The 24905-nt window shown below is 36.2% G+C and carries 26 protein-coding genes; 19 read left to right on the top strand and 7 right to left on the bottom strand.

Features of this window, described 5'->3' with window-relative positions; all coding sequences use genetic code 11:
* Positions 1 to 50 precede the first annotated feature (50 nt).
* The 13 genes from MKY26_RS10215 to MKY26_RS10155 all read left to right on the top strand — a co-directional run bounded on the left by MKY26_RS10215 (position 51) and on the right by MKY26_RS10155 (position 14051).
* Entirely contained in the window at positions 51 to 194 is a 144-nt protein-coding gene (locus MKY26_RS10215) for a YqzL family protein (protein WP_095372529.1), read from the top strand.
* A gap of 29 nt (positions 195 to 223) precedes the next feature.
* Positions 224 to 979 (top strand): DNA repair protein RecO, encoded by a 756-nt coding sequence (gene recO / locus MKY26_RS10210; RefSeq protein ID WP_095372530.1) that lies wholly within the window; start codon positions 224 to 226, stop codon positions 977 to 979.
* Positions 980 to 1351: 372 nt separating this feature from the next.
* Positions 1352 to 2242, top strand: a complete 891-nt coding sequence (gene glyQ, locus MKY26_RS10205) for a glycine--tRNA ligase subunit alpha (RefSeq protein WP_095372531.1) — start codon at positions 1352 to 1354, stop codon at positions 2240 to 2242.
* Positions 2235 to 4307, top strand: a complete 2073-nt coding sequence (glyS, locus tag MKY26_RS10200) for a glycine--tRNA ligase subunit beta (protein ID WP_341096615.1) — start codon at positions 2235 to 2237, stop codon at positions 4305 to 4307. Before glyQ ends, glyS begins: the two co-directional genes overlap by 8 nt.
* A 216-nt stretch (positions 4308 to 4523) precedes the next feature.
* The gene (locus MKY26_RS10195; protein WP_225230375.1) at positions 4524 to 5144 is read left to right on the top strand and encodes a helix-turn-helix transcriptional regulator; all 621 of its coding nucleotides are present in this window, start codon (positions 4524 to 4526) and stop codon (positions 5142 to 5144) included.
* Positions 5145 to 5177: 33 nt separating this feature from the next.
* Complete coding sequence (locus MKY26_RS10190) at positions 5178 to 5996, top strand: pyruvate, water dikinase regulatory protein (protein WP_095372534.1); 819 nt, start codon at positions 5178 to 5180, stop codon at positions 5994 to 5996.
* 344 nt (positions 5997 to 6340) lie between these two features.
* Entirely contained in the window at positions 6341 to 6775 is a 435-nt protein-coding gene (locus MKY26_RS10185; RefSeq protein WP_095372535.1) for a YaiI/YqxD family protein, read from the top strand.
* Between the two features lie 44 nt (positions 6776 to 6819).
* Complete coding sequence (dnaG, locus tag MKY26_RS10180) at positions 6820 to 8640, top strand: DNA primase (protein ID WP_307312872.1); 1821 nt, start codon at positions 6820 to 6822, stop codon at positions 8638 to 8640.
* 122 nt (positions 8641 to 8762) lie between these two features.
* Positions 8763 to 9890, top strand: coding sequence for an RNA polymerase sigma factor RpoD (rpoD, locus tag MKY26_RS10175; RefSeq protein WP_095372537.1), 1128 nt, complete (start codon positions 8763 to 8765; stop codon positions 9888 to 9890).
* Positions 9891 to 10308: 418 nt separating this feature from the next.
* Positions 10309 to 11448 (top strand): acyl-CoA dehydrogenase family protein, encoded by a 1140-nt coding sequence (locus MKY26_RS10170; protein ID WP_095372538.1) that lies wholly within the window; start codon positions 10309 to 10311, stop codon positions 11446 to 11448.
* 351 nt (positions 11449 to 11799) lie between these two features.
* Positions 11800 to 12153: a cytochrome c550 gene (cccA, locus tag MKY26_RS10165; protein ID WP_095372539.1), complete on the top strand. Its 354-nt coding sequence runs from the start codon at positions 11800 to 11802 to the stop codon at positions 12151 to 12153.
* Positions 12154 to 12234: 81 nt separating this feature from the next.
* Positions 12235 to 12939 (top strand): tRNA (adenine(22)-N(1))-methyltransferase, encoded by a 705-nt coding sequence (locus MKY26_RS10160; protein WP_307312877.1) that lies wholly within the window; start codon positions 12235 to 12237, stop codon positions 12937 to 12939.
* A complete protein-coding gene (locus MKY26_RS10155; protein WP_095372541.1) occupies positions 12936 to 14051 on the top strand; it encodes a Nif3-like dinuclear metal center hexameric protein in 1116 nt (371 codons plus the stop codon). Before MKY26_RS10160 ends, MKY26_RS10155 begins: the two co-directional genes overlap by 4 nt.
* A gap of 44 nt (positions 14052 to 14095) precedes the next feature.
* Here the strand turns inward: MKY26_RS10155 and MKY26_RS10150 are convergent, their stop codons facing one another.
* Positions 14096 to 15052: a 4-hydroxy-3-methylbut-2-enyl diphosphate reductase gene (locus MKY26_RS10150; protein WP_095372542.1), complete on the bottom strand. Its 957-nt coding sequence runs from the start codon at positions 15050 to 15052 to the stop codon at positions 14096 to 14098.
* A 342-nt stretch (positions 15053 to 15394) separates the two neighbouring features.
* Entirely contained in the window at positions 15395 to 16045 is a 651-nt protein-coding gene (locus MKY26_RS10145; RefSeq protein WP_233435220.1) for a YqfQ family protein, read from the bottom strand.
* 220 nt (positions 16046 to 16265) lie between these two features.
* Here MKY26_RS10145 and MKY26_RS10140 point away from each other — a divergent pair, with 220 nt between their 5' ends.
* Entirely contained in the window at positions 16266 to 17570 is a 1305-nt protein-coding gene (locus MKY26_RS10140) for a DEAD/DEAH box helicase (protein WP_095372543.1), read from the top strand.
* Positions 17571 to 17586: 16 nt separating this feature from the next.
* Positions 17587 to 18480, top strand: coding sequence for a deoxyribonuclease IV (locus MKY26_RS10135; RefSeq protein ID WP_251163394.1), 894 nt, complete (start codon positions 17587 to 17589; stop codon positions 18478 to 18480).
* Positions 18481 to 18572: 92 nt separating this feature from the next.
* Here MKY26_RS10135 and MKY26_RS10130 read toward each other — a convergent pair whose 3' ends face one another.
* Entirely contained in the window at positions 18573 to 18830 is a 258-nt protein-coding gene (locus MKY26_RS10130; protein ID WP_095372545.1) for a DUF2624 domain-containing protein, read from the bottom strand.
* Between the two features lie 168 nt (positions 18831 to 18998).
* Here MKY26_RS10130 and MKY26_RS10125 point away from each other — a divergent pair, with 168 nt between their 5' ends.
* The 3 genes from MKY26_RS10125 to MKY26_RS10115 are packed head-to-tail and all read left to right on the top strand — an operon-like array spanning position 18999 to position 21070.
* Positions 18999 to 19787, top strand: coding sequence for a metal ABC transporter ATP-binding protein (locus MKY26_RS10125; protein ID WP_307312882.1), 789 nt, complete (start codon positions 18999 to 19001; stop codon positions 19785 to 19787).
* The gene (locus MKY26_RS10120) at positions 19787 to 20635 is read left to right on the top strand and encodes a metal ABC transporter permease (RefSeq protein ID WP_341098684.1); all 849 of its coding nucleotides are present in this window, start codon (positions 19787 to 19789) and stop codon (positions 20633 to 20635) included. Before MKY26_RS10125 ends, MKY26_RS10120 begins: the two co-directional genes overlap by 1 nt.
* A gap of 24 nt (positions 20636 to 20659) precedes the next feature.
* Positions 20660 to 21070 (top strand): Fur family transcriptional regulator, encoded by a 411-nt coding sequence (locus tag MKY26_RS10115; RefSeq protein ID WP_095372548.1) that lies wholly within the window; start codon positions 20660 to 20662, stop codon positions 21068 to 21070.
* 50 nt (positions 21071 to 21120) lie between these two features.
* On the opposite strand, the gene MKY26_RS10110 is transcribed toward MKY26_RS10115, so the two are convergent.
* A complete protein-coding gene (locus MKY26_RS10110; protein WP_095372549.1) occupies positions 21121 to 21693 on the bottom strand; it encodes a 5' nucleotidase, NT5C type in 573 nt (190 codons plus the stop codon).
* 206 nt (positions 21694 to 21899) lie between these two features.
* Between MKY26_RS10110 and MKY26_RS10105 the strand changes: the two genes are divergently transcribed.
* Positions 21900 to 22277: a DUF4190 domain-containing protein gene (locus tag MKY26_RS10105; RefSeq protein WP_341096566.1), complete on the top strand. Its 378-nt coding sequence runs from the start codon at positions 21900 to 21902 to the stop codon at positions 22275 to 22277.
* A 47-nt stretch (positions 22278 to 22324) separates the two neighbouring features.
* On the opposite strand, the gene ispG is transcribed toward MKY26_RS10105, so the two are convergent.
* From ispG to MKY26_RS10090, 3 genes are all read right to left on the bottom strand, one after another.
* Entirely contained in the window at positions 22325 to 23434 is a 1110-nt protein-coding gene (gene ispG, locus MKY26_RS10100) for a flavodoxin-dependent (E)-4-hydroxy-3-methylbut-2-enyl-diphosphate synthase (protein ID WP_180317072.1), read from the bottom strand.
* Between the two features lie 125 nt (positions 23435 to 23559).
* Positions 23560 to 23898 carry a hypothetical protein gene (locus tag MKY26_RS10095; protein WP_095372552.1) on the bottom strand — a complete coding sequence of 113 codons (339 nt, stop codon included), beginning with the start codon at positions 23896 to 23898 and terminating at the stop codon, positions 23560 to 23562.
* Positions 23899 to 24019: 121 nt separating this feature from the next.
* Complete coding sequence (locus tag MKY26_RS10090; RefSeq protein WP_307312886.1) at positions 24020 to 24802, bottom strand: DUF1189 domain-containing protein; 783 nt, start codon at positions 24800 to 24802, stop codon at positions 24020 to 24022.
* Positions 24803 to 24905: the final 103 nt, after the last annotated feature.

Below are 24905 nucleotides of genomic sequence, written 5' to 3'. Positions count from 1 at the left end.
AGAGTATAGATTTAATTGCTAGTAAAAACACAATAAAGGTGGGGTTATCTATGAAAGATTTTACCTGGAAAGTGTTTTCCCAAACAGGTAATATTGACACATATCTTCTTTTTAAAGAAATTGAAAAAGATTACCATGATATACCCGTAGAACAAGATGAAGAACTAGCAGAATTTGATTTTCCGATTTCATAGGTTGTCATCGTATAAGGATGGTGACATCGATGCTTGAAAAATGTGAAGGCATTGTCATTAGAACAGTCAATTATGGCGAAACAAATAAAATTGTCACACTCTTTACAAGAGAGTGGGGAAAGGTTGGTGTGATGGCACGCGGCGCAAAAAAGCCAAATAGTCGGCTTGCTGCTGTCACCCAGCCTTTTACTTATGGCACTTACTTAATACAAAGAAGCAGAGGGCTTGGGACCCTTCAACAAGGTGAAATTTCACTTTCGATGCGGAGCATAAAAGAAGATATTTTCCTTACAGCTTATGTAAGTTACATAGTAGACTTACTGGATAAAGGAACGGAAGAGAAGAAGCCTAATCCTTATCTTTTCGAACTTGTATTTAGATGCATACAAGCAATTGATGAAGGATATGATGCTGAGATTCTAACACATATTTTCGAAATGAAAATGCTCGGCTTATTTGGCTTATATCCTGAGCTTAATCATTGTGCCGTCTGTCAACGAACGGAAGGAACATTTGCTTTTTCTATTAGCCAAAATGGCTTCATTTGTCATCATTGTTTGGATAAAGATCCCTATCATTTAAAGCTTTCTCCTGCTACCGTTAGATTACTTCGCATTTTTTATTACATGGACTTGTCAAGGCTTGGGAATATATCTGTAAAAGAACAAACCAAACTTGAATTGAAAAAGGTAATAGAAACATATTATGATGAGTATGCAGGCTTGCAATTAAAAACAAAAAGGTTTTTAAATCAAATGAACAATATGAAGGGTTTCATGCAATAATAAGTAAAAGTAAGCTATTGACTTTCGAAAGAAATTCAGCTATTATTTCATTAAATTATAGCTATGTTTAGCAATGAAGGAGAAAAGTACTTCACTCCCTCTATACAAGCGACTCTAGGAGAGTGTGAGCTAGGGAATAGAAAGTGAACGAAGGGCGCTCTGGAGCAACAGGTGAAGTAAAAGAGGCTACGTAAAAGTAAGTAGCAAATAGGGTGGAACCGCGGGTTAACTCTCGTCCCTATGTCTTAATTAAAGGCATAGAGACGAGAGTTTTTTATGCTTTTAAAAGAAAAAATACTTGTCGAAAAGCAAGTGTTTATCTAATGTAGATACCGGTCTTTGGTGACTGAAAAGGAAAGAAAGAGGTGGCTTATGAATATTCAAAATATGATTTTAACGTTGCAAAAGCATTGGTCAGATCAAGGATGTATCTTGATGCAAGCTTATGATACTGAAAAAGGTGCGGGTACAATGAGCCCGTATACATTTTTAAGAGCGATTGGACCTGAACCGTGGAACGTTGCTTATGTAGAGCCTTCTAGAAGACCAGCAGACGGCAGATATGGTGAAAATCCAAACCGTCTCTATCAGCATCATCAATTCCAAGTAATAATGAAGCCTTCACCAGATAATATCCAAGAGCTTTATTTAGCTTCTTTAGAAGCATTAGGTATTGATCCGTTAAAGCATGATATCCGCTTTGTTGAAGATAATTGGGAAAACCCGTCTTTAGGCTGTGCTGGACTCGGTTGGGAAGTATGGCTTGATGGTATGGAAATTACGCAATTTACTTACTTCCAACAAGTCGGAGGATTAGAGTGTAAGCCTGTTTCTGTTGAGATTACATATGGTATTGAAAGGCTTGCCTCTTATATTCAAGATAAGGAAAATGTATTTGAATTAGAATGGACAGAAGGTTTTACTGTCAGAGATATTTTTGGGCAACCCGAATATGAGCATTCAAAGTATACATTCGAAACTTCAGATGTAGATATGTTATTTAATCTCTTTAATATTTATGAAAAAGAAGCTCATCGCCAAATGGAGGTGGGACTCGTTCATCCTGCATATGATTATGTTCTTAAGTGTTCGCACACATTCAACTTATTAGATGCAAGAGGAGCGATTTCTGTCACTGAGAGAACGGGCTATATTGGTCGATGTCGTACACTTGCTCGAAAAATTGCTAAAACCTTTTATGAAGAACGTGAGAAATTAGGATTTCCGATGATACAAGAAAAGGAGGGGGAAGACCATGAGTAAACAAGATCTCCTATTAGAAATTGGCTTAGAAGAAATGCCAGCCCGTTTTGTAACAGATAGCATGAACCAATTATCGGATAAAGTAAAGGCTTGGTTAGTAGAAAAAGGTATTCAATTTTCAGGGATGAAAGCATACTCTACGCCTAGAAGATTAGCTGTACTTGTAGAAGATGTTGAGGAAGCACAGGAAGATGTCCATGAAGAAGCAAAAGGCCCGGCAAAAAAAATTGCACTGAATGACCAAGGTGAGTGGACAAAAGCAGCGATTGGCTTTAGTAGAGGTCAAGGAGCGACGCCTGATGATATTTTCTTTAAAGAAATTAAAGGTGTAGAATATGCACATGTTAAAACCTTTACTAAAGGACAAGAAACGCTGAAATTACTTCCTGAATTAAAAGAGCTCATTCTTTCTATGCATTTCCCAAAGAATATGAAATGGGCAGACAAAGAAATGCGCTTCATTAGACCAATTAAATGGTTAGTGGCAATGTTCGGTGAAAAGGTGGTTCCTTTTGAAATAACAGATGTACAAACAGGTAATACATCTAGAGGACATCGTTTTTTAGGAAAAGATGTTATTATTACGAATCCTAAATCATACGAAAAAGCTCTGCTTGCAGAATATGTGATTGTAGATGCTGTGGAAAGAAAAGAAGCTATTCGTAAGCAAATCGATAAATTAGAAGAAGAACAAAATTGGCTCGTCCCAATTGATGAAGACTTACTTGAAGAAGTAAATAACTTAGTAGAGTATCCTACTGCTTTATTCGGCAGTTTTGAAGAGGAGTATTTATCATTACCAGAGGAAGTGCTTGTGACTTCGATGAAAGAACATCAGCGTTATTTTCCTGTTAAATCGAAAAGTGGAGACTTATTGCCTCAATTTATAACAGTGAGAAATGGTGGCCACGAACATTTGGATAATGTCGCTCGAGGAAATGAAAAAGTGCTACGAGCAAGATTATCAGATGCAGCATTTTTCTATAATGAAGACCAAAAAACATCCATTGAAACTTCTTTGAAAAAATTAGAAAAAATCGTTTATCATGAAGAAATTGGAACGATGTCTGAGAAAGTAGGACGTGTACGAGCATTAACGAATCATATCGCTCAATTATTATCACTTTCATCAGAGGATAAAAAAGTAGCAGACAGGGCTGCAGAAATTTGTAAGTTTGACCTTGTGACACAAATGGTTTATGAATTTCCAGAACTTCAAGGGTTCATGGGTGAGAAATATGCCTTGCAAAAAGGAGAAGATGCTGTAGTAGCTCAGGCTATTAATGAACATTATATGCCAAGAAACGCACATGATTCTACTGCAAAATCTGTCCCTGGAGCGATTTTATCTATTGCAGAAAAATTAGATACGATTGTTTCTTGTTTTGCAATCGGGATTATTCCAAGTGGTTCACAAGACCCGTATGCGCTAAGAAGACAAGCGACTGGAATCGTTCAAACATTGTTGAATATGAATTGGGAGATTTCGTTTGAGGAGTTAATTAATCAAGCTATCCACCTTACAGAAAATGCTGGCATTAATAAGCAAGAGAATGAGAAAATAAAAGAAGAGTTAATAGCCTTTTTCCGCTTAAGAATAAAGTATATATTACAAGAAAAAGCCATTCGCTATGATTTAATTGATGCTGTGTTAGGCAGTGCATTAACATCGGTCCCAGCGATTATTGAAAGGGCGAAAGTTCTTCATTCAAACAAGGATAATGACAGTTTCAAGGGTGAAATAGAAGCATTAAGTAGGGTATTGAATATCGCTCAAAAAGCAGAAAGTATGGAAGATGTTCAAATAGAGCTATTTGAGAATGAAGATGAGCATAAGCTATATAATAAATACATTGAAGTAAGAAATAACCTTGATGAAACAACGAATGCAGAGGTTTATTTTAACTATCTTATATCATTAAAACCAGAAATTGATATGTATTTTGAACATACAATGGTAATGGCTGAAGATCCAAAAGTGAAAGCGAATCGTTTAAGCTTTATGGCCCATTTAGCAACGATGATACAATCGTTTGCACAAATGAATCATATACTTGTGAAATGATTTAAATGGAAAGAACCGTTAAATGCTGCCATATGGTTCTTTCCACCCTTTCTCATTTACTTCAACAAGCAAATTCTTTTCATTTCTGAGAAATAGTATATAATAATTATATAAAAGTATAACCTTATTGCTCGTTCATAATTTGCTTATTTGGGGAAACGTCTACATATGCATAGGTTTACTTAGAAGACGCTCCAACTCAAGGTGGTGAGATCAATGGAACTCAATAAACGGCAGGAAAAAATATTAGAAATAGTGAAAGATAATGGTCCAATTACAGGGGAACATATCGCTGATCAATTACATTTAACAAGAGCTACGCTTCGTCCGGATTTAGCTATTTTAACAATGGCTGGCTATTTAGACGCAAGACCAAGAGTAGGATATTTCTATACAGGAAAAACGGGTGCTCAACTTTTAACTGAGAATATGAAAAAGTTATTTGTGAAGGATTATCAATCAATTCCAGTTGTTATTAGTGAAAATACTTCAGTTTATGATGCCATTGTCACAATGTTTTTAGAGGATGTTGGCACATTATTTGTAGTTGACAAGGACTCTTTACTTGTAGGTGTATTATCTAGAAAAGATTTGTTAAGAGCCAGTATCGGAAAGCAAGAGCTCGGCGCACTACCAGTAAATATCATTATGACGAGGATGCCAAATATCACAATGTGTAAGAAAGAAGACTTACTTATTGATGTAGCGCAACAACTCATTGATAAGCAAATTGATGGTATGCCCGTTGTGAAGGAAGCTGATAAAGGCTTTGAGGTTATTGGAAGAATAACAAAAACTAATTTAACAAAAGCATTTGTTGCACTAGCGGGTGAATAAGTAAAGCTCAAATAAGGAGTTGATTATGCTAGTATGGGTAATATGCCAATTATTTATGTAGTTTCTGATTCTGTTGGTGAAACGGCTGAGCTTGTCATAAAGGCGGCTGCAAGTCAGTTCAATAATGGGGATGTAAGAATTAAACGTTTTCCATACGTCGAGGAACAAGCTCATATCGATGAAGTGGTCGCTTTAGCTAAACTCGACAAAGGATTCATAGCATATACGTTAGTGAAGCCACATATACGTAATTATATGCTTGAAACAGCTAAAAAAGAAAATATCTTCGCCTACGATATTATCGGGCCTATAATGGATCAAATTCAAAATAATTATGGAAATGAACCATTGTATGAACCGGGTGTAGTGAGGAAATTAGATGATGATTACTTCAAGAAGATAGAAGCAATTGAATTTGCCGTTAAATATGATGATGGTAGAGATCCTAGGGGGATTTTAAAGGCTGATATCGTTTTAATAGGGGTCTCTCGGACATCGAAAACACCATTATCACAATATTTAGCTCATAAAAGGTTAAAAGTGGCGAACGTGCCGCTTGTACCAGAAGTCGACCCTCCTGAAGAGTTATTTCTCGTACCAAAAGAGAAGTGTTTTGGTTTGAAGATTAGCCCGGAAAAATTAAATCATATTAGAAGAGAAAGGCTTATTTCTTTAGGACTTAGTGATAGCGCAAGTTATGCAAATATAGAAAGAATTAAAGATGAGATTTCATATTTTGATCGCATTGTAAATCAGATAGGTTGTTCAGTGATTGATGTAACAAACAAAGCGGTTGAAGAAACAGCAAATCTTGTACTAGATCATTATCGTAAAAATCTTTTAAAGGATTAGCACATAATGTAATTGATTATGTGCCTTTTCTTTGTACATTCCAGATTAAAATGTATGCCATTGCCATTTTGCTGAATAAATAGGCTAGCGCTAGTAGAAACATTCTATATAAAACATATGTCTGGAAATTATCTATTTTATATATTATAATAAAAAATCGTGATAAAAAATGATAAAATAGGTTTAGACTTGACTTTTAACGAATAAACTATTTATTGGGAGAAGTCAAGGGAATTATATAAAAAAAATTCGACAATCCTTCCATTATAAAGAAATTTCTTTATAAGGAGGAAATACTGGAGTGATGTAGAATTATAAGAACATCAGACGAACCAACCATCTTAGTGGATGCGGATGCCTGTCCGGTTAAGCAGGAAATTGTCGAATTGGCCAATATTCATTCGGTTGCTTACAAGTTCATTGCATCCTATGCACATATGAAAACAGAGTATCGCTCAGATGAGTGGACATTCGTGGATTCCAGTAAAGAAGCTGTCGACTTATATATCCAAAATTACTCCAAACGAGGAGATGTGGTAATTACCCAGGATATAGGTCTTGCTTCTACACTCCTGTTAAATGGTGTTCATGTTTTATCGCCAAGGGGTAATGTATATGAGGAAGGTCATATTCATACAGCATTAGATATGCGATACCTATCGGCGAAAGCACGGCGTCAAGGTGTTTATGGAAAAGGACCAAAACCGTTCAAGGAAGAAGACCGACAGCGATTTAAGAAAGAACTGACAAAAATATTGTCGAAAATTGAAGGATTTTAGCTTTTTTTCTAGAATACTTCTTTATGTAGTGGGGAGTTGTCGTTATGGCAGAACGTATTCCTGAAGAAAAGATTGATCAAATTCGAAATTCAGTTGATATTGTTGATGTTATTGGAGATTATGTGAATTTAACGAAGCAAGGCCGAAATTATTTTGGACTTTGCCCTTTTCATGGAGAGAATACACCATCATTTTCCGTATCTCCTGATAAGCAAATTTATCATTGCTTTGGTTGTCATGCAGGAGGAAACGCTTTTTCATTCTTAATGGATTTAGAAGGTTTTTCTTTTCAAGAAGCTGTTGTCAACTTAGCAGAGAAAGCAAATATCCCTCTTGATATTGACGTTTCTTCACATGACAAAAACGTGAAACAGTCACCTGAATTGCAACAAATGTATGATGCGCATGAATTATTATGTAAATTCTACCACCATTTACTAGTAAACACAAAGGATGGTCAAGAAGCGTTAGAATACCTTTTAAAACGTGGATTTACAATGGAGTCAATTGAGAAGTATAAAATTGGCTATTCACTAAATTCATGGGACTTTGTCTGTAAATTTTTGCAGAAAAGAAAATTTCCCTTGGATCTCATGGAAAGAGCAGGTTTATTAATCAAAAGAGAGAGAGATGGTAACTTTTTTGATCGATTTCGCCATCGTATCATGTTTCCTATCCATAATGAAAAAGGGAATATTATTGCTTTTTCAGGAAGATCATTGGGGGAAGAAGACCCAAAATATTTAAATAGTCCTGAAACGGCCATTTTCAATAAGAGCAAAACGGTCTTTAATTTTAATCGAGCAAAGAAGCACATTAAAAAAGAGCAAAGAGCTGTTCTCTTTGAGGGATTTGCTGATGTCATTGCTGCTGATGCGGCTGGCGTCATTAATGGAATTGCTACGATGGGTACTTCGCTTACAGATGAACATGTACAATTAATTCGAAAAAGTACTGACCATGTGACGATCTGCTATGATGGGGATACAGCAGGAATTCAAGCAGCCAATCGTGCCTTAGATATGCTTCAATCAGTCGGTTGTAATGTGCGAATTGCTTGGCTTCCGGAAGAGCTTGACCCTGATGATTATATAAAGGAATATGGCGCAGAAAAGTTTAAAAATGAGGTTATTGAGGCTAGTCTTACTTATATGTCCTTTAAAATGAGATATTTAAGACTAGGAAAAAGGTTGAATGATGAAGGAGAACGGCTTCGTTATATAGAAGAAGTACTAACAGAAATCAGTCGTCTAACGAAAGCAGTAGAAAGAGATCATTATTTAAGACAAATGGCTAGCGAATTTTCGCTTTCATTAGATGCCCTACAACAGCAACAAAAACAAATATTTTATTCAATGCAAAAAAATACAAAAAATCAGCCACAGTCATTACCACAAGAACCGTTTTTATTACAACAAAAGTCAAATAATGTATTACGGCCAGCTTTTCAAAATGCCGAGCGTATGTTGTTGGCTCATATGATGAATAATCACGATATTACATTGAAGGTTCAGGAAATGTTAAGTGGCAATGAATTTAATGTGGATGAGCACCAAGCGATTTATACTTATCTTCTTGCATATTATGAAAGTGGTCATGTGCCTGATACAAGTAACTTTATGCAATTTATAAAAGACAAAGAGTTGCGGCATATTGTAGCAGATATTGTGATGATGCCTGTCAATGAAGATTTTACTGAAAAGGAATTATCTGATTATATTAAGCATGTGTTAAATCATCAAAAGATGATTAAAATAAAAGAAAAAATTCATGATGAAAAAGAAGCAGAACGTCAAAAGGACTATGCCAAAGCGGCATTAATTGCGATGGAGATTCTACAATTAAGAAAATCATTAGAAAAGTGATAATCTCTCATCGTGTTAATTATATTATAGACTGCATAAGCAAAAGCAAATGATTACCATAATAACCATTTAAGTGTTATGCTGTCCCAGAGGTTTGTGATTTTTTGGAAGGAGGGGGACAAATGGCTGAAAAATCGGCCCGTTCGAAAGAGGTTGAAACAGAATTGACCCTAGAACAAGCAAAAGAGCAGATTTTAGAAACAGGAAAGAAGACAGGTGTTCTCGCCTATGATGATATAGCAGAAAGATTGTCTCATTATGAGTTGGATTCTCATCAAATGGATGAGTTCTATGAATTCCTTGGTGATCAAGGTGTGGAACTAGTTGGTGATAATGATGACGATGCAGATCCCAATGCGCAAGAATTAGCAAAAAATGAAGAGGAATTTGATTTAAATGATTTAAGCGTACCTCCTGGAGTAAAAATTAACGACCCTGTAAGAATGTATTTAAAGGAAATTGGTCGTGTCGACCTACTAACAGCAGAAGAAGAGATTTCACTTGCAAATAAAATTGAGCAAGGCGACGAAGAAGCGAAGCGTCGTTTAGCGGAGGCTAACCTACGTCTCGTTGTAAGTATTGCCAAGCGATATGTCGGTCGTGGCATGCTGTTTTTAGATTTGATCCAGGAAGGGAATATGGGTCTTATAAAAGCAGTAGAGAAATTTGACTATCGTAAAGGTTTTAAATTTAGTACTTATGCAACATGGTGGATACGTCAAGCAATTACAAGAGCAATAGCTGACCAAGCAAGAACCATTCGAATTCCGGTTCACATGGTTGAAACAATTAATAAGTTAATTCGTGTTCAGCGCCAATTGCTACAAGACTTGGGCCGTGAACCTTCTCCAGAAGAAATTGCTGAAGACATGGATCTAACACCAGATAAAGTACGAGAAATTTTAAAAATTGCTCAAGAGCCAGTCTCATTAGAAACACCGATTGGTGAAGAGGATGATTCTCATCTTGGAGATTTCATAGAAGACCAAGACGCTACTTCTCCATCTGAGCATGCTGCCTACGAGCTGTTAAAAGAGCAGTTAGAAGATGTACTCGACACTTTAACAGACCGTGAAGAAAATGTACTTCGTCTTCGCTTTGGACTAGATGATGGAAGAACAAGGACGCTAGAAGAGGTTGGAAAGGTCTTTGGCGTCACGAGAGAAAGGATTCGTCAAATTGAAGCGAAAGCCCTTCGAAAATTAAGACATCCTAGCAGAAGTAAAAGACTGAAAGACTTTTTAGAATAGAATTCAATTCAGGATAGTTTACTCTAAATGGGTAAGCTATCTTTTTTTAGTGCAGTATTCACTTCTAGTGGTGTGGATAATTCCTTTATTTGTATATGATACCATATATTAATAAATAAACAAATGTACGGTAATATCCATACTTATATTTACAATTTATTTTACTGAATAGTTAATTATATTGCAAATTACTTTTTGTAAAAAATTCTTAAATTATTTATTATTTAGATAATTATTACTATATTGAGAAACAAAACATGAGAGTCATAAAGCGGTTTTATTTAGTTCTAATGTTTAAATCATTATTGAAACATAACTATGTACAATTTTAAATTTTTTAAATCTTGAGAATATTAGAGAGGTGATTATATAATAGGAATTGAAAGCGTATTCAAAAGTCATAAGAAGGAGGATTTATATGAATTTTGACCTTACATCTGAACAAAAGATGATTTTTAAAACGATTAAAGAGTTTGCAATGGAAGAAGTGGAACCTGGTGCATTGGAAAGAGACCGAACGAAAGAATTTCCATTGGAAGTGTTCAAGAAATTATCAGACCTGGGTATGATGGGCTTACCCTTTTCGGAAGAATATGGCGGTGGTGGAGCCGATACAATTAGTTTTGCAATCGTAACTGAAGAATTAAGTAAAGCATGCGCCTCAACAGGTATAACGTATTCGGCCCACATATCTTTGGGTGGCGCACCTCTGTCATTATTTGGTACCGAAGAACAAAAACATAAGTATTTAACACCTATTTGTACCGGTGAGAGTCTTGGTGCATTTGGTTTAACTGAACCGAATGCTGGCTCCGATGCTGGTGGGACAAGAACAACAGCAGTAGAAGAGAACGGGGAATATATCATCAATGGGAATAAGTGCTATATCACGAATGCGAGTTATGCAAAACATTTAGCCTTAACAGCTATCACTAGTATGAATGGTACGGATAAAGAAATTAGTGCGATTATTGTTCCTACCGATGCCAACGGGTTCACTGTATTGGATAATTATGAGAAGATGGGACTTAATGCATCTAATACGACTGAATTGATATTAGAAGACGTGCGCGTACCGACTGAGCACTTGCTCGGTAAAAAGGGTGATGGATTTAAGCAATTTTTAATCACTCTTGACGGAGGAAGAATTGGCATTGGTGCCATGGCAGTGGGCATTGCCCAAGCAGCATATGAGAAGGCGCTAAAGTATGCTAAAGAACGTGAACAATTTAGTAGAAAGTTATCTCATTTTCAAGCTATACAATTCAAACTAGCTGATATGGCGATGAAAATTGAATTGGCGAGAAATATGGTTTATAAAGCAGCTTGGTTAAAAGATCAAGGAAAACCGTTTTCCAAAGAAGCGGCAATGTGTAAGTTATATGCATCTGAGATTTGTATGGAAATCGCTGATCAGGCCGTTCAAATTCATGGTGGTTATGGCTATATGAAAGAATATCATGTAGAAAGATATATGCGTGATGGTAAGTTAACAGAAATTGGAGAAGGAACTTCAGAAATACAACGTATGGTGATTGCCAGACAGATTGGTTGTTAATAGGAGTATATTTTTTGCATTAAAGGAAAATGCTATCTAAGAATGGTTAGAGAGGGTGAATCTTTAGAGACTTTACGTGTGTAAAATTACCCAAAACTATTTTTTAGATAGTTTTTCTTTTAAACAATACATGTTATACATAAAATATTTTTAAGGAATGAAAAGGGGTAAAATGGTAAAAAAATAAATGATAGGAAGTAAACTTTTTTGCCAGTTTATTAAAATAATTTTGAATTGCTGATAACAAATTCGTTTTAGGGCTTTTCCAATAGCGTTTTTTACAGTAAAATAGAGATTGTTTGTATATACTTACTTATATTGTGAAGTTCTTACATAAGGGAGGTTTAAACATTGAATCGTAATCCGTTAATACCGTTCGCTCTTATTGCTATCCTTGGGATTGGCGCAATGTTCCTTGTTTCATTTAAAGGATTAGGTGATCACAAAGAACTGACAAGTGAAGGGGACGAGGAAGCAACAGAAGAGGTAGCAGCGTCACCGGAGGAAATTTATCAACAATCTTGTATTGGCTGTCATGGTGACCAATATCAAGGTGGTGTAGGACCCGCACTAACGGGTGTTGGCGAGAGACTTTCAGAAGAAGAAATCGTTGATGTATTAACAAATGGTAAAGGTGCAATGCCAGGGGGACTTGTCTCTGGTAAAGAGCAAGAAATGGCTGAATGGTTAATGACATTGGAATAAACGAGTAAGTCCTTTGCATATGCAAGGGACTTTTTTTATACTATAATCAGAACTTAATACATAGAAGTGGTGGAAAAACGAATGAACACAAATCAATTATCTAATCGATTAAGAACAGTTGCTCAATATATACCAAAAGGTTCGAAAATAGCCGATATTGGCTCAGATCATGCTTACCTACCTTGTTATGCTGTTAAACAAGGGATTGCAAAAGAAGCGATTGCTGGTGAGGTTGTGGAAGGACCGTTTCAATCAGCGTTAGCACAAGTAAAAGCAGATAAATTAGAAGACAAAATCTCCGTGAGAAAAGGAAATGGACTTTCTGTTTTAACGGACGATGAAGTAGATGTAATAACAATTGCCGGTATGGGCGGAACATTGATTGCGTCCATTTTGGAAGAAGGTTCAGATCGCTTAGGTGGAGTAAAACGATTAATTCTCCAACCTAATATTAGTAGCATCTCTATCAGACTTTGGCTGCGTGAAAACGGATGGGCGTTAATAAATGAAGAAATAATCGAAGAAGATGAAAAAATTTATGAGATCTTAATCGCTGAGAAAGGCGATATCAATCGAGGATACGACGATTTAGAAGAAGGTCTTTTGTTAGGACCGTATTTATTACTTGAAAAATCGGCAGTTTTTATTAAAAAATGGAAACATGAACGAAAGAATTGGGAGAGAATAATTAGTCAAATCCAAGCAGCAAAATCATCAAATGAAAATAATGAAAAAATAGTTGCTTTACAGAAGAAAATAGCTATTGTTGGAGGGGTATTATCTTGAAGAAAGCAAATGGACATGAAATCATTCAATTATTTGAACAGTTTTCACCAAAAGCCTACGCAATGGAAGGAGATCCTATTGGGTTACAAATCGGTAGCTTGAACCAAAAAGTAAGCAAAGTAATGGTTGCACTTGATGTGTTAGAGGAAGTGGTTGATGAAGCAATTGACCAAGGTGTTAACTTAATTATTGCACACCATCCACCGATTTTCCGTCCTTTAAAGAAATTAGACAGTGATACACCTGCAGGAAGAATCTATACAAAATTAATTAAGCATGATATAGCCGTTTATGCAGCTCATACGAATTTGGATGTTGCTAATGGTGGTGTAAATGATTTATTAGCAACTGCACTTCAGATGAAAAATACAGAAGTCCTTGTACCAACATATGAAATACCTTTAATGAAACTTGCTGTTTATGTACCTGTAGAGAACGAGGAAGCAGTCAAGCAAGCTTTAGGTAATGCTGGTGCAGGTGCATTAGGTGATTATAGTCATTGTAGTTTTTCAAGTGAAGGGAATGGACAATTTTTACCAAGTAAGGGAGCAAATCCTCATATTGGCCAACCGGGTACACTTGAAAAGGTGAAAGAAAATAAAATTGAAGTAATATTCCCATCTAATTTAGAGAAGAAAGTTATCAAAGCAATGCTTGCGGCTCATCCATATGAAGAGGTGGCCTATGATCTTTATCCATTAGCTAATCAAGGAGAAGTTCTCGGACTCGGTAGAATAGGTGAAATTAAGGAAATGACCTTAGCACAGTTTGCAGAGCATGTGAAGGCGGTGTTGGATGTGCCTAGCGTGCGTGTGGTAGGAGATTTACAATCAGTTGTGAAAAAAGTAGCCGTTCTTGGTGGAGATGGCAATAAATATTATGCAAAAGCGAAGATGAAAGGTGCAGACGTTTACGTTACGGGAGATATGTATTATCATGTTGCGCATGATGCGATGCAAGCTGGTTTAAATATTATTGACCCTGGTCATAATGTCGAAAAAGTGATGAAATCAGGTGTTGCAGAATATATGAAGAAAAAATGTGCTGAAAAAGGGTTAGAGGTGGAGTTTATTGCTTCTAAAGTACATACGGATCCCTTTACATTTGTATAATTGAAGATAGAAAAAGCCATCTCCATTTGGAGATGGCTTTTTGCTTACTTTTGTACAACTTTTGGCTTTTTTATTTTTGGAAGAATTTTAGATAATGGTACTTTCTTTTCTGTAAGCCAAGTTGATTCTTCTTTTGGATCATACTGTTCAATAAAAGAAATCACTTCTTTTGTAATTGGTGTTGGTGTAGAGGCACCGGCCGTTACTGCAACCGTTTGAGCATCCTTAATCCAATCTAAATTAAGCTCGGAAATATCGCCAATACGGTAGGCTTTTGTGCCAGCAATTTCTTCGGAAACTTGAGCAAGCCTGTTCGAGTTATTACTTTTCGGATCCCCAACAACGATAAGGACATCTGCAGCCCCTGCTTGCTCTGCAACCGCTTCTTGACGTACTTGAGTAGCAAGACAAATTTCTTTATGAAATTCAGCTTGAGGATATTTCTCTTTGATTTCTTCCATGATATCGCCGACATCCCACTGGCTCATGGTTGTTTGATTTGTAACAAGAATTTTTTCATTTGTTAGTGTTAACGCTTGAACATCGTCAATCGTTTCAACTAAGTGAACGATCTCAGGTGCAACCCCAACCGCTCCTTCAGGTTCAGGATGTCCCTTTTTACCAATATATATAATTTGATAATTTTCGTCTTTCTTCTGACGAATTAAATCATGCGTGCTACTCACATCCGGGCAGGTAGCATCTAAAGTTACTAACCCTTTTTCTTTAGCTCTTTCTCGAATTTTAGGTGATACACCATGTGCTGTGAAGATAACCGTACCGCTTTGGACTTGGTCTAAAATATCGTCACGGTTTTTCCCATCTAAAGTAATAATGCCTTCTTCTTCAAATGCATCAGTCACGTGTTTGTTATGGACAATCATGCCAAGGATATAAATTGGCCTCGGTAAGGTTTTATCGAGTGATGCGTTTTTAGCAATCACCATTGCGTCTACTACACCATAGCAGTAGCCCCTTGGTGATATTTTGATGACGTTCATTGAATATCCTCCCTATATCTGAAACATATATTTTGTGTTATATAATTTTAAATAAAACATTGGATGAATGAAATTACTCATCTCTTCTAATCTATTATATAAGACATAAAGCAATAACACAAAAAGGAGAATTTATAAAAGAAATCCACGGTGATTTAAGCTCAATTCTATTGTTCCGTAAGGACGAATGAAAATAAGACAATGAAGGTGATAGGATAGATACACTTTGCATATTGGTACTTAAGAGATGACTATAACAATTTTTTTAATTCACTTAATGAAGGAAATGAGCGATTTAAATAAAATAAAAACTCGCCAAAATGGCGAGCGCTAAGCACATGATTAAACATACAGTTTCGGTACAGACTGACCACCAGCTTTTTTAGGGGGGTGTTGAGTTGGCTGGTCTTCTAAAGACTTCATAGTGACTGATGTCTCTTTTTTAGTTTTCGTTACTGACATAGTAGGATGACTATCCTTTATCGGAGATGGTGAACTAGATTCATTTTCTTCTTCTTTTTCTTCCGTTGTTGAACTCATATTCTTAAGACCGCGATAAAGCTTCCACATTGAAGGGATATTTTTAACCATTGGACCGTACTGTTGAACCATTGGACCGATTTGCCCTGCAGTATTTAAGAATTTTTGTGTATTTGTTAAAAAACCGCTGATATTTGTTGGGTTTGTTAGCGTTTGGAGAATGCCTGCTCCACCAGCGGCTCTAGATTCTGTGGCAGCATTAGTAGCAGTGTTAACGGCTGCCTGCGCACCGGAACCACCTCTACCACCAAGAATTTTGGATAATAGACCTCCACTTCTTGAAGATCCGTTATTTCTCATGCCACCATTATTTCTTGGTTGTGTTGGTCCGTATGGAGTCATACCGGGTGGAAATGGTGGCCTACCTGATAAGTTTTGCATCATTTGTGGTGTTTGGTGTGGTGGTGGGAAGCCTGGTCTCTGCCCTCGATTTGGTCCCATTCCTGGATACATCACATCTCCTCCTCTCAAAAGGGGATTTTACTTTCATTGTATGCAAAAAGGAGAAATGGGTTTATCTTTAATAAAAGGATAAGAAGGAATAACAAGTATAACTGGTTATTTACCTGGAATTTTATTATAATAATATGATGGAGTAAATGTTTGCGATTTTAAGTGATCATGTGTGCAAGTACTTATGATCATTTCATAACGATAATGAGGAGTTAAAAAAATGAATGAAACAAGATTTGAAAGGTATGAGTTTAAACCTTTTATTATAGAAGCAGTAAAGAAGTTAGGGTTTTATGAACCAACAGATATACAGGAAAGATTAATACCGACTGTCTTAAAAGGGGAAAGTGCCATTGGTCAATCCCAGACAGGTACAGGTAAAACACACGCTTATATTCTGCCAATGGTTGAAAAACTTCAAACAAATAAAAAAGGTGTACAAGCAATTATCACTGCACCAACTAGAGAGCTAGCCAACCAAATTTATCAAGAGGTTTTAAAAATCACGAGCCATAGTGAAGATGCTATCGCAGTTAAGCTCTTTATCGGTGGTACAGATAAACAAAGAACAATTGAAAAGCTTAAAACGCAACCGCAAATAGTTGTTGGTACACCGGGAAGAATTAATGATTTAGTGAAAGAGCAGGCATTGCTTATCCATACTGCTTCATTATTAGTTGTGGATGAGGCGGACTTAATGTTGGATATGGGCTTCTTGGAAGATGTTGACCAAATCGCTTCACATATGCAAGAGAAATTGCAAATGCTTGTGTTTTCAGCTACGATCCCAGAGAAGCTTAAACCATTTTTGAAAAAATATATGGAAAACCCAAAATATGTTCATGTAGAGCCGAAGCAACCAACCGCAGCTAAAATTGAACATCAATTATTACCTTCAAGACACCGCAACAAAGTAAATCTTGTGTTTGATGCTTTACAGTCTTTTAACCCGTATTTAGCCATCGTGTTTACGAATACGAAGAAAAAGGCAGATGAAGTCGCGGATGGTTTAATGGCTAAAGGCTTGAAAGTCGGAAGAATTCACGGAGATTTGAACCCACGAGAACGAAAGAAAATGATGAAGCAAATCGTTGATCTCGAATTCCAATATATCGTAGCAACTGATTTAGCTGCTAGGGGTATTGATATTAAAGGAATTAGTCACGTAATTAACTACGAATTACCTACAGACTTAGATTTTTATATTCATCGTGTAGGTAGAACAGCGAGAGCAGGCACTTCAGGTATTGCCTTAACGATTTATGATCCAACAGATGAAGACGCATTAAATAAATTAGAGAAGATGGGCGTTACTTTTACTCATATTGATTTTGTTAAAGGAAATTGGGTAAAACTTGACGATCGTAATAAAAGAAAAAACAGACAACGTCAAACAGATGAGATTGATAAAAAAGCTAGTTCACTTGTACAAAAACCGAAAAAAGTAAAACCAGGATACAAAAGAAAGCGCAAATGGGAAATGGAAAAGATAAAGAAGAGAGAAAGAAGGATTAAAAGAAAATAAGAGAGAGGGATATTGTATGTTGAAAATCGGATCCCATGTTTCGATGAGCGGAAAAAAAATGTTGTTAGCAGCCAGTGAAGAAGCAGCTTCTTACGGGGCGAATACATTTATGATTTACACAGGTGCTCCCCAAAACACGAGAAGAAAGAAAATAGAAGATTTAAATATAGAAGCAGGCCTAGCTCATATGAAGGAAAATGGCATAAGTGATATTGTTGTTCATGCCCCTTATATTATTAATATAGGGAATACAACGAACCCAGCTACATTCGAATTAGGAGTGAATTTTCTACGTTCTGAAATCGATCGTACAGAAGCGCTTGGGGCAAAGCAAATTGTCTTGCATCCTGGTGCACATGTCGGAGCAGGTGCAGAAAACGGTATTGCAAGGATTATTGAAGGTTTAAATGAAGTACTAAATGGGGATGAAAATGTGCAAATCGCGCTTGAAACAATGGCTGGAAAAGGGTCAGAATGTGGAAGAGATTTTGAAGAACTAGCGAAAATTATTGATGGTGTAACTCATAATGAACATTTATCTGTTTGTTTTGATACTTGTCATACTCATGATGCTGGATATGATATTGTTAATGACTTTGATGGTGTATTAAATGAATTTGATAAAATCATTGGTATCGATCGATTAAAGGTTCTTCATATTAATGATAGTAAAAACATTCAGGGAGCTAGGAAAGACCGCCATGAAAATATTGGATTTGGTCATATCGGTTTTAAGGCACTAAACAACATTGTTCATCATCCACAACTTACGACAATACCGAAAATCTTAGAAACACCTTATGTTGGCGAGGACAAGAAAAATAAGAAACCGCCATATCAATTCGAAATTAATATGTTGCGTAAAGAAGCGTTTAATGAAAATCTTTTAGAAGATATTTTAGCACAATAAAAAAGCATGGAGGAGAGGGATCCTCTATGCTTCTTCTTTGCCCTTCTAATGGTCTGTTAAAATCGTAGATGTCAATGGCACTTGTAATCGACTTAAGAATTGGTAAACATAAGAAATATTTGATTGACTGACTTTGCCGTGTCTACACCTGCAATATTGGCAATTTCTTTGACAAGTTTCTTTCGTTCATTTTCATTAAAGATATTCACCTTTTTACCGCGAAGATATTGGGCGATTTGCTCCGCTTCTGAGCGGCTAACTGAGATATTAAATTGTTTTCCATACTTTAATAATTCATCTGCGGTAATGTGATTGACTTTGTGATTAATGATGTTCTCAAAGATTTTCATGTGCATCACTCCTCATTAAACTGTATGCACCTGTGCAGAAAAATTTGCCTATTTTTCTACAAAAATTGATGAAACAAGCCCCATTTCACTCCTTTACAAGGTTAGGAACTTCATGTATACTACTCTTTGTACTAAATCGTAATGATTCTTAAAACGAAGGTGAATAAGATGGAAACACTGCAAGAGCCAGTGATTAAAATAGAGGATGTTTCCTTTAGATATGAAAAGAATAATGTATTAGAGCGGGTAAATTTAATTGTAAATGAAGGAGACTTCTTAGCCATTGTTGGTCCAAATGGTTCTGGAAAATCAACACTTCTCAAGTTAATATTGAACTTATTAAAATTACAAAATGGGAAAATCACTCTTTTCGGGGAAGAAATGAATCAATTTAAGGACAGGCAAAAAATTGGCTTTGTTTCGCAAAAGGCAAATTCATTTAATACAGGTTTTCCGGCAACGGTATTTGAGGTTGTTGCTAGTGGGTTAACAAAAAAGCTGGGACTATTTAAATGGATGAAAAAGGAAGATAGGCGTCATGTTATCGATGCTATAGATTCTGTTGGATTACGCGAATATGAAATGAGTAATGTGGGAGAGTTATCTGGAGGTCAGCAACAACGGGTGTTTATTGCAAGAGCGTTAGTTAGTGAGCCTAAATTACTTATATTAGATGAACCGACTGTTGGTGTTGATGCACAACATGTGCAATCATTTTATCATATGCTTGAAGATCTGAATAAAAACCGTGGCATTACGCTTTTACTGGTTACACATGATATAGGGACAGTTTCTGAGCGGGTATCACATGTTGCATGTATGAATAAAACTCTTCATTTCCACGGGAAAACAGAGGAATTTGAGCGTCTTGATAAAGCTGAAATGTCGACGTTTTATGGACATGACGTTCATATCTTATCCCATGATCATCACCACCATCATGAAGGGGTGAGATGATGATTGCTGCTATATTTGAATATGAGTTTTTACAAAATGCTTTTTTAACTGGTATGGTTATTGGTATTATTGCCCCTTTACTTGGTGTGTATATTGTAGTCAGGCGGTTATCATTGATAGCAGATGCGCTTAGTCATGTAACGTTAGCTGGGATTGCAGCAAGCTTATTACTTGAAAAGAAACTAACCGGTTTTAGCGGAGTCAATCCTGTTTATATGGGGATGGCTTTTTCCGTTACAGGATCTGTGTTTATAGAAAAGTTAAGGTCTGTATACAAGCATTATCAGGAGCTTGCCATTCCTATTATACTTTCTGGGGGAACCGGTCTAAGTGTAATATTTATTTCACTCGCTGATGGCTTCAATTCAGATCTGTTTGGTTACCTTTTTGGTAGCGTTAGTGCAGTAAGTAGAGAAGATCTATGGCTTATTATCATCATTTCGGTGATTATTATAGCCATTATTGTTTCTTTATATAAAGAACTATTCTTATTATCTTTTGATGAGGAGCATGCGCAAGCATCTGGTATTCCAGTAAAAATTGTTCATTTTATTTTTATTGTGATGGTGGCACTTGTTATCGCTTCATCTATGCGTATCGTTGGAATTCTCCTCGTATCCGCACTTATGACTTTACCGGTTGCTGCGAGTATGCGGATTGCAAAGGGCTTTAAGCAAACGATTTTATTGTCAGTTATTTTTGGGGAAGTGTCAGTACTTGGCGGTTTATTTTTAGCATATTACTTAGATCTTGCTCCTGGAGGAACCATTGTGATCATTGCTGTGTTAATATTATTAGTAACGATACTTTTAAAGAAAGTAAAGACATCTAGACCAGCTAAAGTATAATTGCAAAAAAAGGGTGAATCAGTCATGAATGTGAGTGGAGCATTAGAACTGTTGAAAAATCGAGGCTATAAGCATACAGGCAAGAGAGAAGAAATGCTTGCACTATTTGCGGATAGTAATAAGTACTTAACGGCAAGAGAAGTCTTAGAGGAAATGAAACCAGATTATCCGGGCTTGAGCTTTGATACCATTTATCGTAATTTATCGTTGTTTGTTGACTTAGATATTCTTGAGATGACCGAGTTATCTGGTGAAAAACATTTTCGGTTTACTTGTTCTCATGAACATCATCATCATCATTTTATCTGTCTGGATTGTGGAAAAACAAAAGAAATAGAAACTTGTCCGATGAATACTCTGGCAGAAAACTTAAAAGGATATGATGTTTCTGGGCATAAATTTGAAATTTACGGAAAATGCCCAGAATGTTGTTAATTGGAAAAACCCCTCATATATGAGGGGTTTTTTATGTGAAGATAGTAAGATTACACAGATACTTTTAACCAATTCTCAACCCATGTGGCTGCTTCCTTCCAGCTTGTCACCCGTTTTACGCCGTCTGGAGTCGGTAAGCGGTTATAGGGTGTATCGAACAATATGACGGGAATTTGACACGCCTCATGGATCATAACAGCATTATCATGTTTATCTTCGAAGAATATGTCAATATCATATTGTTTAGCTGCTGAGACTTTATCATGAGAGCCAATAAGATCAATATGATCAAAAGTAATGCCATTCTGTATGAACCAATTTTCAGTTACGCTCATCAAATGAGTTGAGCGTGCACTAATAAAAAATAGTTCATGTTCTTCTTTCCATTGTGTTAATATTGTTTTTGCGTTAGGTACAATGGTTGACTGGCGATAAATTTCCGGTTCATTTTCTTTAAACCATTGATCGAATGCTTGAGGTTCTATATCTACAAGCGGATACAAGTCATATTGCTTTATGTCTTCTAAAGTAAGTTGTAAACCAAATGCTTTGTTCATAAAAGGAATCATTGCCGCTGGACTCGTGACAGTTCCATCGATATCAATTCCGAATCGTTTTTTCATTTCATTGCTCTCCTTTAAAACTTGAACATTTAACCGTTCACTTCATTTTATCTCTACTTCCTAATTTTAGCTGAAACTTTTCATTATATAAACCATAAAAGCCTTTTTGTTGCTAGAAAATCTTAACACAAGTAAAAGTGTAACGCTTGTTAATAATAATAAATGCTCCACCACAGAAAAAGTGGATACCATTAAAGCGAGGGATCATGATGGCAGATCAGATGCGTAAATATGATGAAGATCAGCTTCGTCGTGACAGAGTTGATGAGAACCAGTATGAAGTCTCAAGCGATTATTCAGAAGAAACTGCAGCCGAAATTGCTGCTCCTGTAACTTATGATGAGGACAGGGGAAGGGATATTGACGATAGAAAAGGAACGCGTAGTGGTGGCCGAGGAGTAGGTATTACTGCTTTAGTATTATCAATCCTTTCACTATTCATTATGCCGATATTTCTTGGAGCTGCAGGGATCGTACTTGGTATTGTTGCAAATAGCAAAGGAGCTAGAGGATTTGGCACTTGGGCGATTGGTATCGGTATAGTATCGCTCTTAGTAGGGATTTTTATTATGCCATTCTTTTAAATAATGAACAACAAGCGCCTAGGAGTATCCCTAGGCGCTTTGTTTATTTAAACTGTTTCTTTGGCGTTTTCTTCTTCTTCTTTTTGTTTTGCAAAGTACTCTTCAGCTATTTTATCAATTTCAATCTTTAATTCATCGACCATTGTATCTTCTGGTACTTTGCGGACAATTTTCCCTTTGCGGAATAATAAACCTTCACCTCGTGCTCCAGCAATGCCAATGTCAGCTTCTCTTGCTTCACCAGGGCCGTTAACGGCACAGCCCAAAACAGCGACTTTAATTGGTGCTTTAATTGTTGAAATATATTCTTCAACTTCATTCGCGATACTAATTAAGTCGATTTCGATACGACCACAAGTCGGACAAGAAATGAGTGTCGCAGCATTCGATGATAAACCGTATACTTTTAACAGCTCTCTAGCCACTTTTACTTCTTCAACTGGATCAGCACTTAATGAAATTCTTAACGTATTTCCGATACCTTTATGAAGAATTGCGCCTAAGCCAGCTGCACTTTTTACTGTACCGGCAAATAATGTTCCGGATTCAGTAATCCCTAAGTGTAGAGGATAATCAAAAGCTTGAGCTGCTTTTTCATAAGCTTCAATCGCTAAATTGACATCTGACGCTTTCATGGAGACGATAATATCATGGAAGTCTAGGTCTTCCAGGATTTTAATATGGTGAAGTGCACTTTCAACCATTCCGTCTGCTGTAGGATAGCCGTATTTTTCTAAAATGCGTTTTTCTAATGAACCTGCATTTACACCAATACGAATAGGAATACCTTTCGCTTTAGCAGCTTTTACAACAGCTTCCACTTTTTCGCGTTTTCCAATATTACCTGGGTTAATTCTAATCTTGTCAGCTCCACCTTCAATGGCTTTTAAGGCTAACTTATAATCAAAATGGATATCAACGACAAGTGGAATATCGATTTGTTTTTTTATATCAGCAATCGCATTAGCTGCCCTTTCATCTGGACATGCTACGCGAACAACTTGGCATCCTGCTTCTTCTAATCGTTTAATTTGCGCAACGGTTGCTTCTACATCATGAGTTTTCGTTGTAGTCATACTTTGAATAAATAATTCATTACTTCCGCCAATGGTTAGCGGTCCCACTTTTACCGGACGAGTTTTCGTACGATGTATCATTTCACTCAATGGAGATTCGCTCCTTTATATATAAAAAATATATTTGAACTTCTCAATGTAAGCTCTTATCATCAACTATTGTATCAATGAAGTGATTGAATTGACAAGAAATAGATGCTAAGCATTTAGTTTTCATTATTATATGAAGGAAATTTATAGGTATTGCCGTATTGAATTTCTTCAGGCTTTATTCCGTTATTTAATGTGCTGAAATCTTCAGCAATAACATTAATTGGAAGATTTTCGATGTTCATATTTTGCTGCTCAATAATGGATAGAACGGTATCTCCCCGATTCACTTCTTTTTCGAAATAAGTAAGGCCTACCTCTTGTTCGCCTTTTTCTAAATTTGTGACCTCTGCGACAACGGGTGCAATATGTTTAGGGAGAGTTCCTTTGGAAAGATCGACGTATACAGCAAATGCAATGATAATAATTAAGATGAAGGCTGAAATTCTTCTCATATTTACAAGCTCCCGTCATTATAGAATAATCATTATCATACTTATGCATGTACATATCTAATTAGAACAGATTATGTATAAAAAAACTGCAGACGGTATAGGCGTCTACAGTATGATTCCATTATTGTTCAGGTATTTCCTTTTTCTGATGAGGTATTTCTTTGATGGCTAACATGAGAATGATGATGGATATTAACCAGTTAATAAGTGCTCCATTTGGAACAACGGTTTGTAGTGTGTCCATGATAATAAAAAATACTGTTGATAACGTGATACTATAAGCGGCTATTCGCCACATGTAGCGATAAGGAAGTGTCTTCTGAACAATTCTCACAATCATTATACCGATTAAGGCAATAATGGAAATTTCTATTAAGCGCATGGCTACAGAAAATAAATACAGTACAATAGCGAAGATACTAATTAAAATGATTAACCAAGAATCTGCCGTTTGTATTAATTCAATAACGGTTGATTTATCAATATTGATATCACCGAGCATACTATAGCTATAGGATTGTTGATTGTTTCCGCTAATGAACACCAATTCGTCTTGTAGAATGGCAATGGTATCATTTGTTTGTAATATTTCATCTTTCTTTACAATATTATTAGAGTCAAAAATAATGGTCACACCATCATTCTCAACAGTAATAGGTGCTGTTTCATTTGCTTGTAATGTCCCATTAGCAATCTCAAATTCAGGCAAATCATCCATTATTGTTGATTCCATTGATTGTACACCATTGAAGACGGATGTACTGAGAAAAAAAATAGTGGGGATAATGGATAGGAAAGTGAGAAAAAAAACATAACCTATAGTCTTTCCTATACCCTGCTGACGAAATGTTGCAATGTCTTTTGGAGAATAAATGCTTCTTATAAATTGTTTGAAGATATTCAAAAATTTTCCACGTCCTTACTTGTCATTATTCTACTTATTTTAACGACAATACTTTCGTCATACAAGAATAATAAGTTTTTTGAATAATTAATCCTTTGTCATC

Origin of the sequence: Cytobacillus sp. FSL R7-0680 (assembly GCF_038009245.1) — a bacterium.
Classification (GTDB): Bacteria; Bacillota; Bacilli; order Bacillales; family Cytobacillaceae; genus Cytobacillus; species Cytobacillus kochii.
This window is presented reverse-complemented; position numbering and strand designations above follow the sequence as displayed.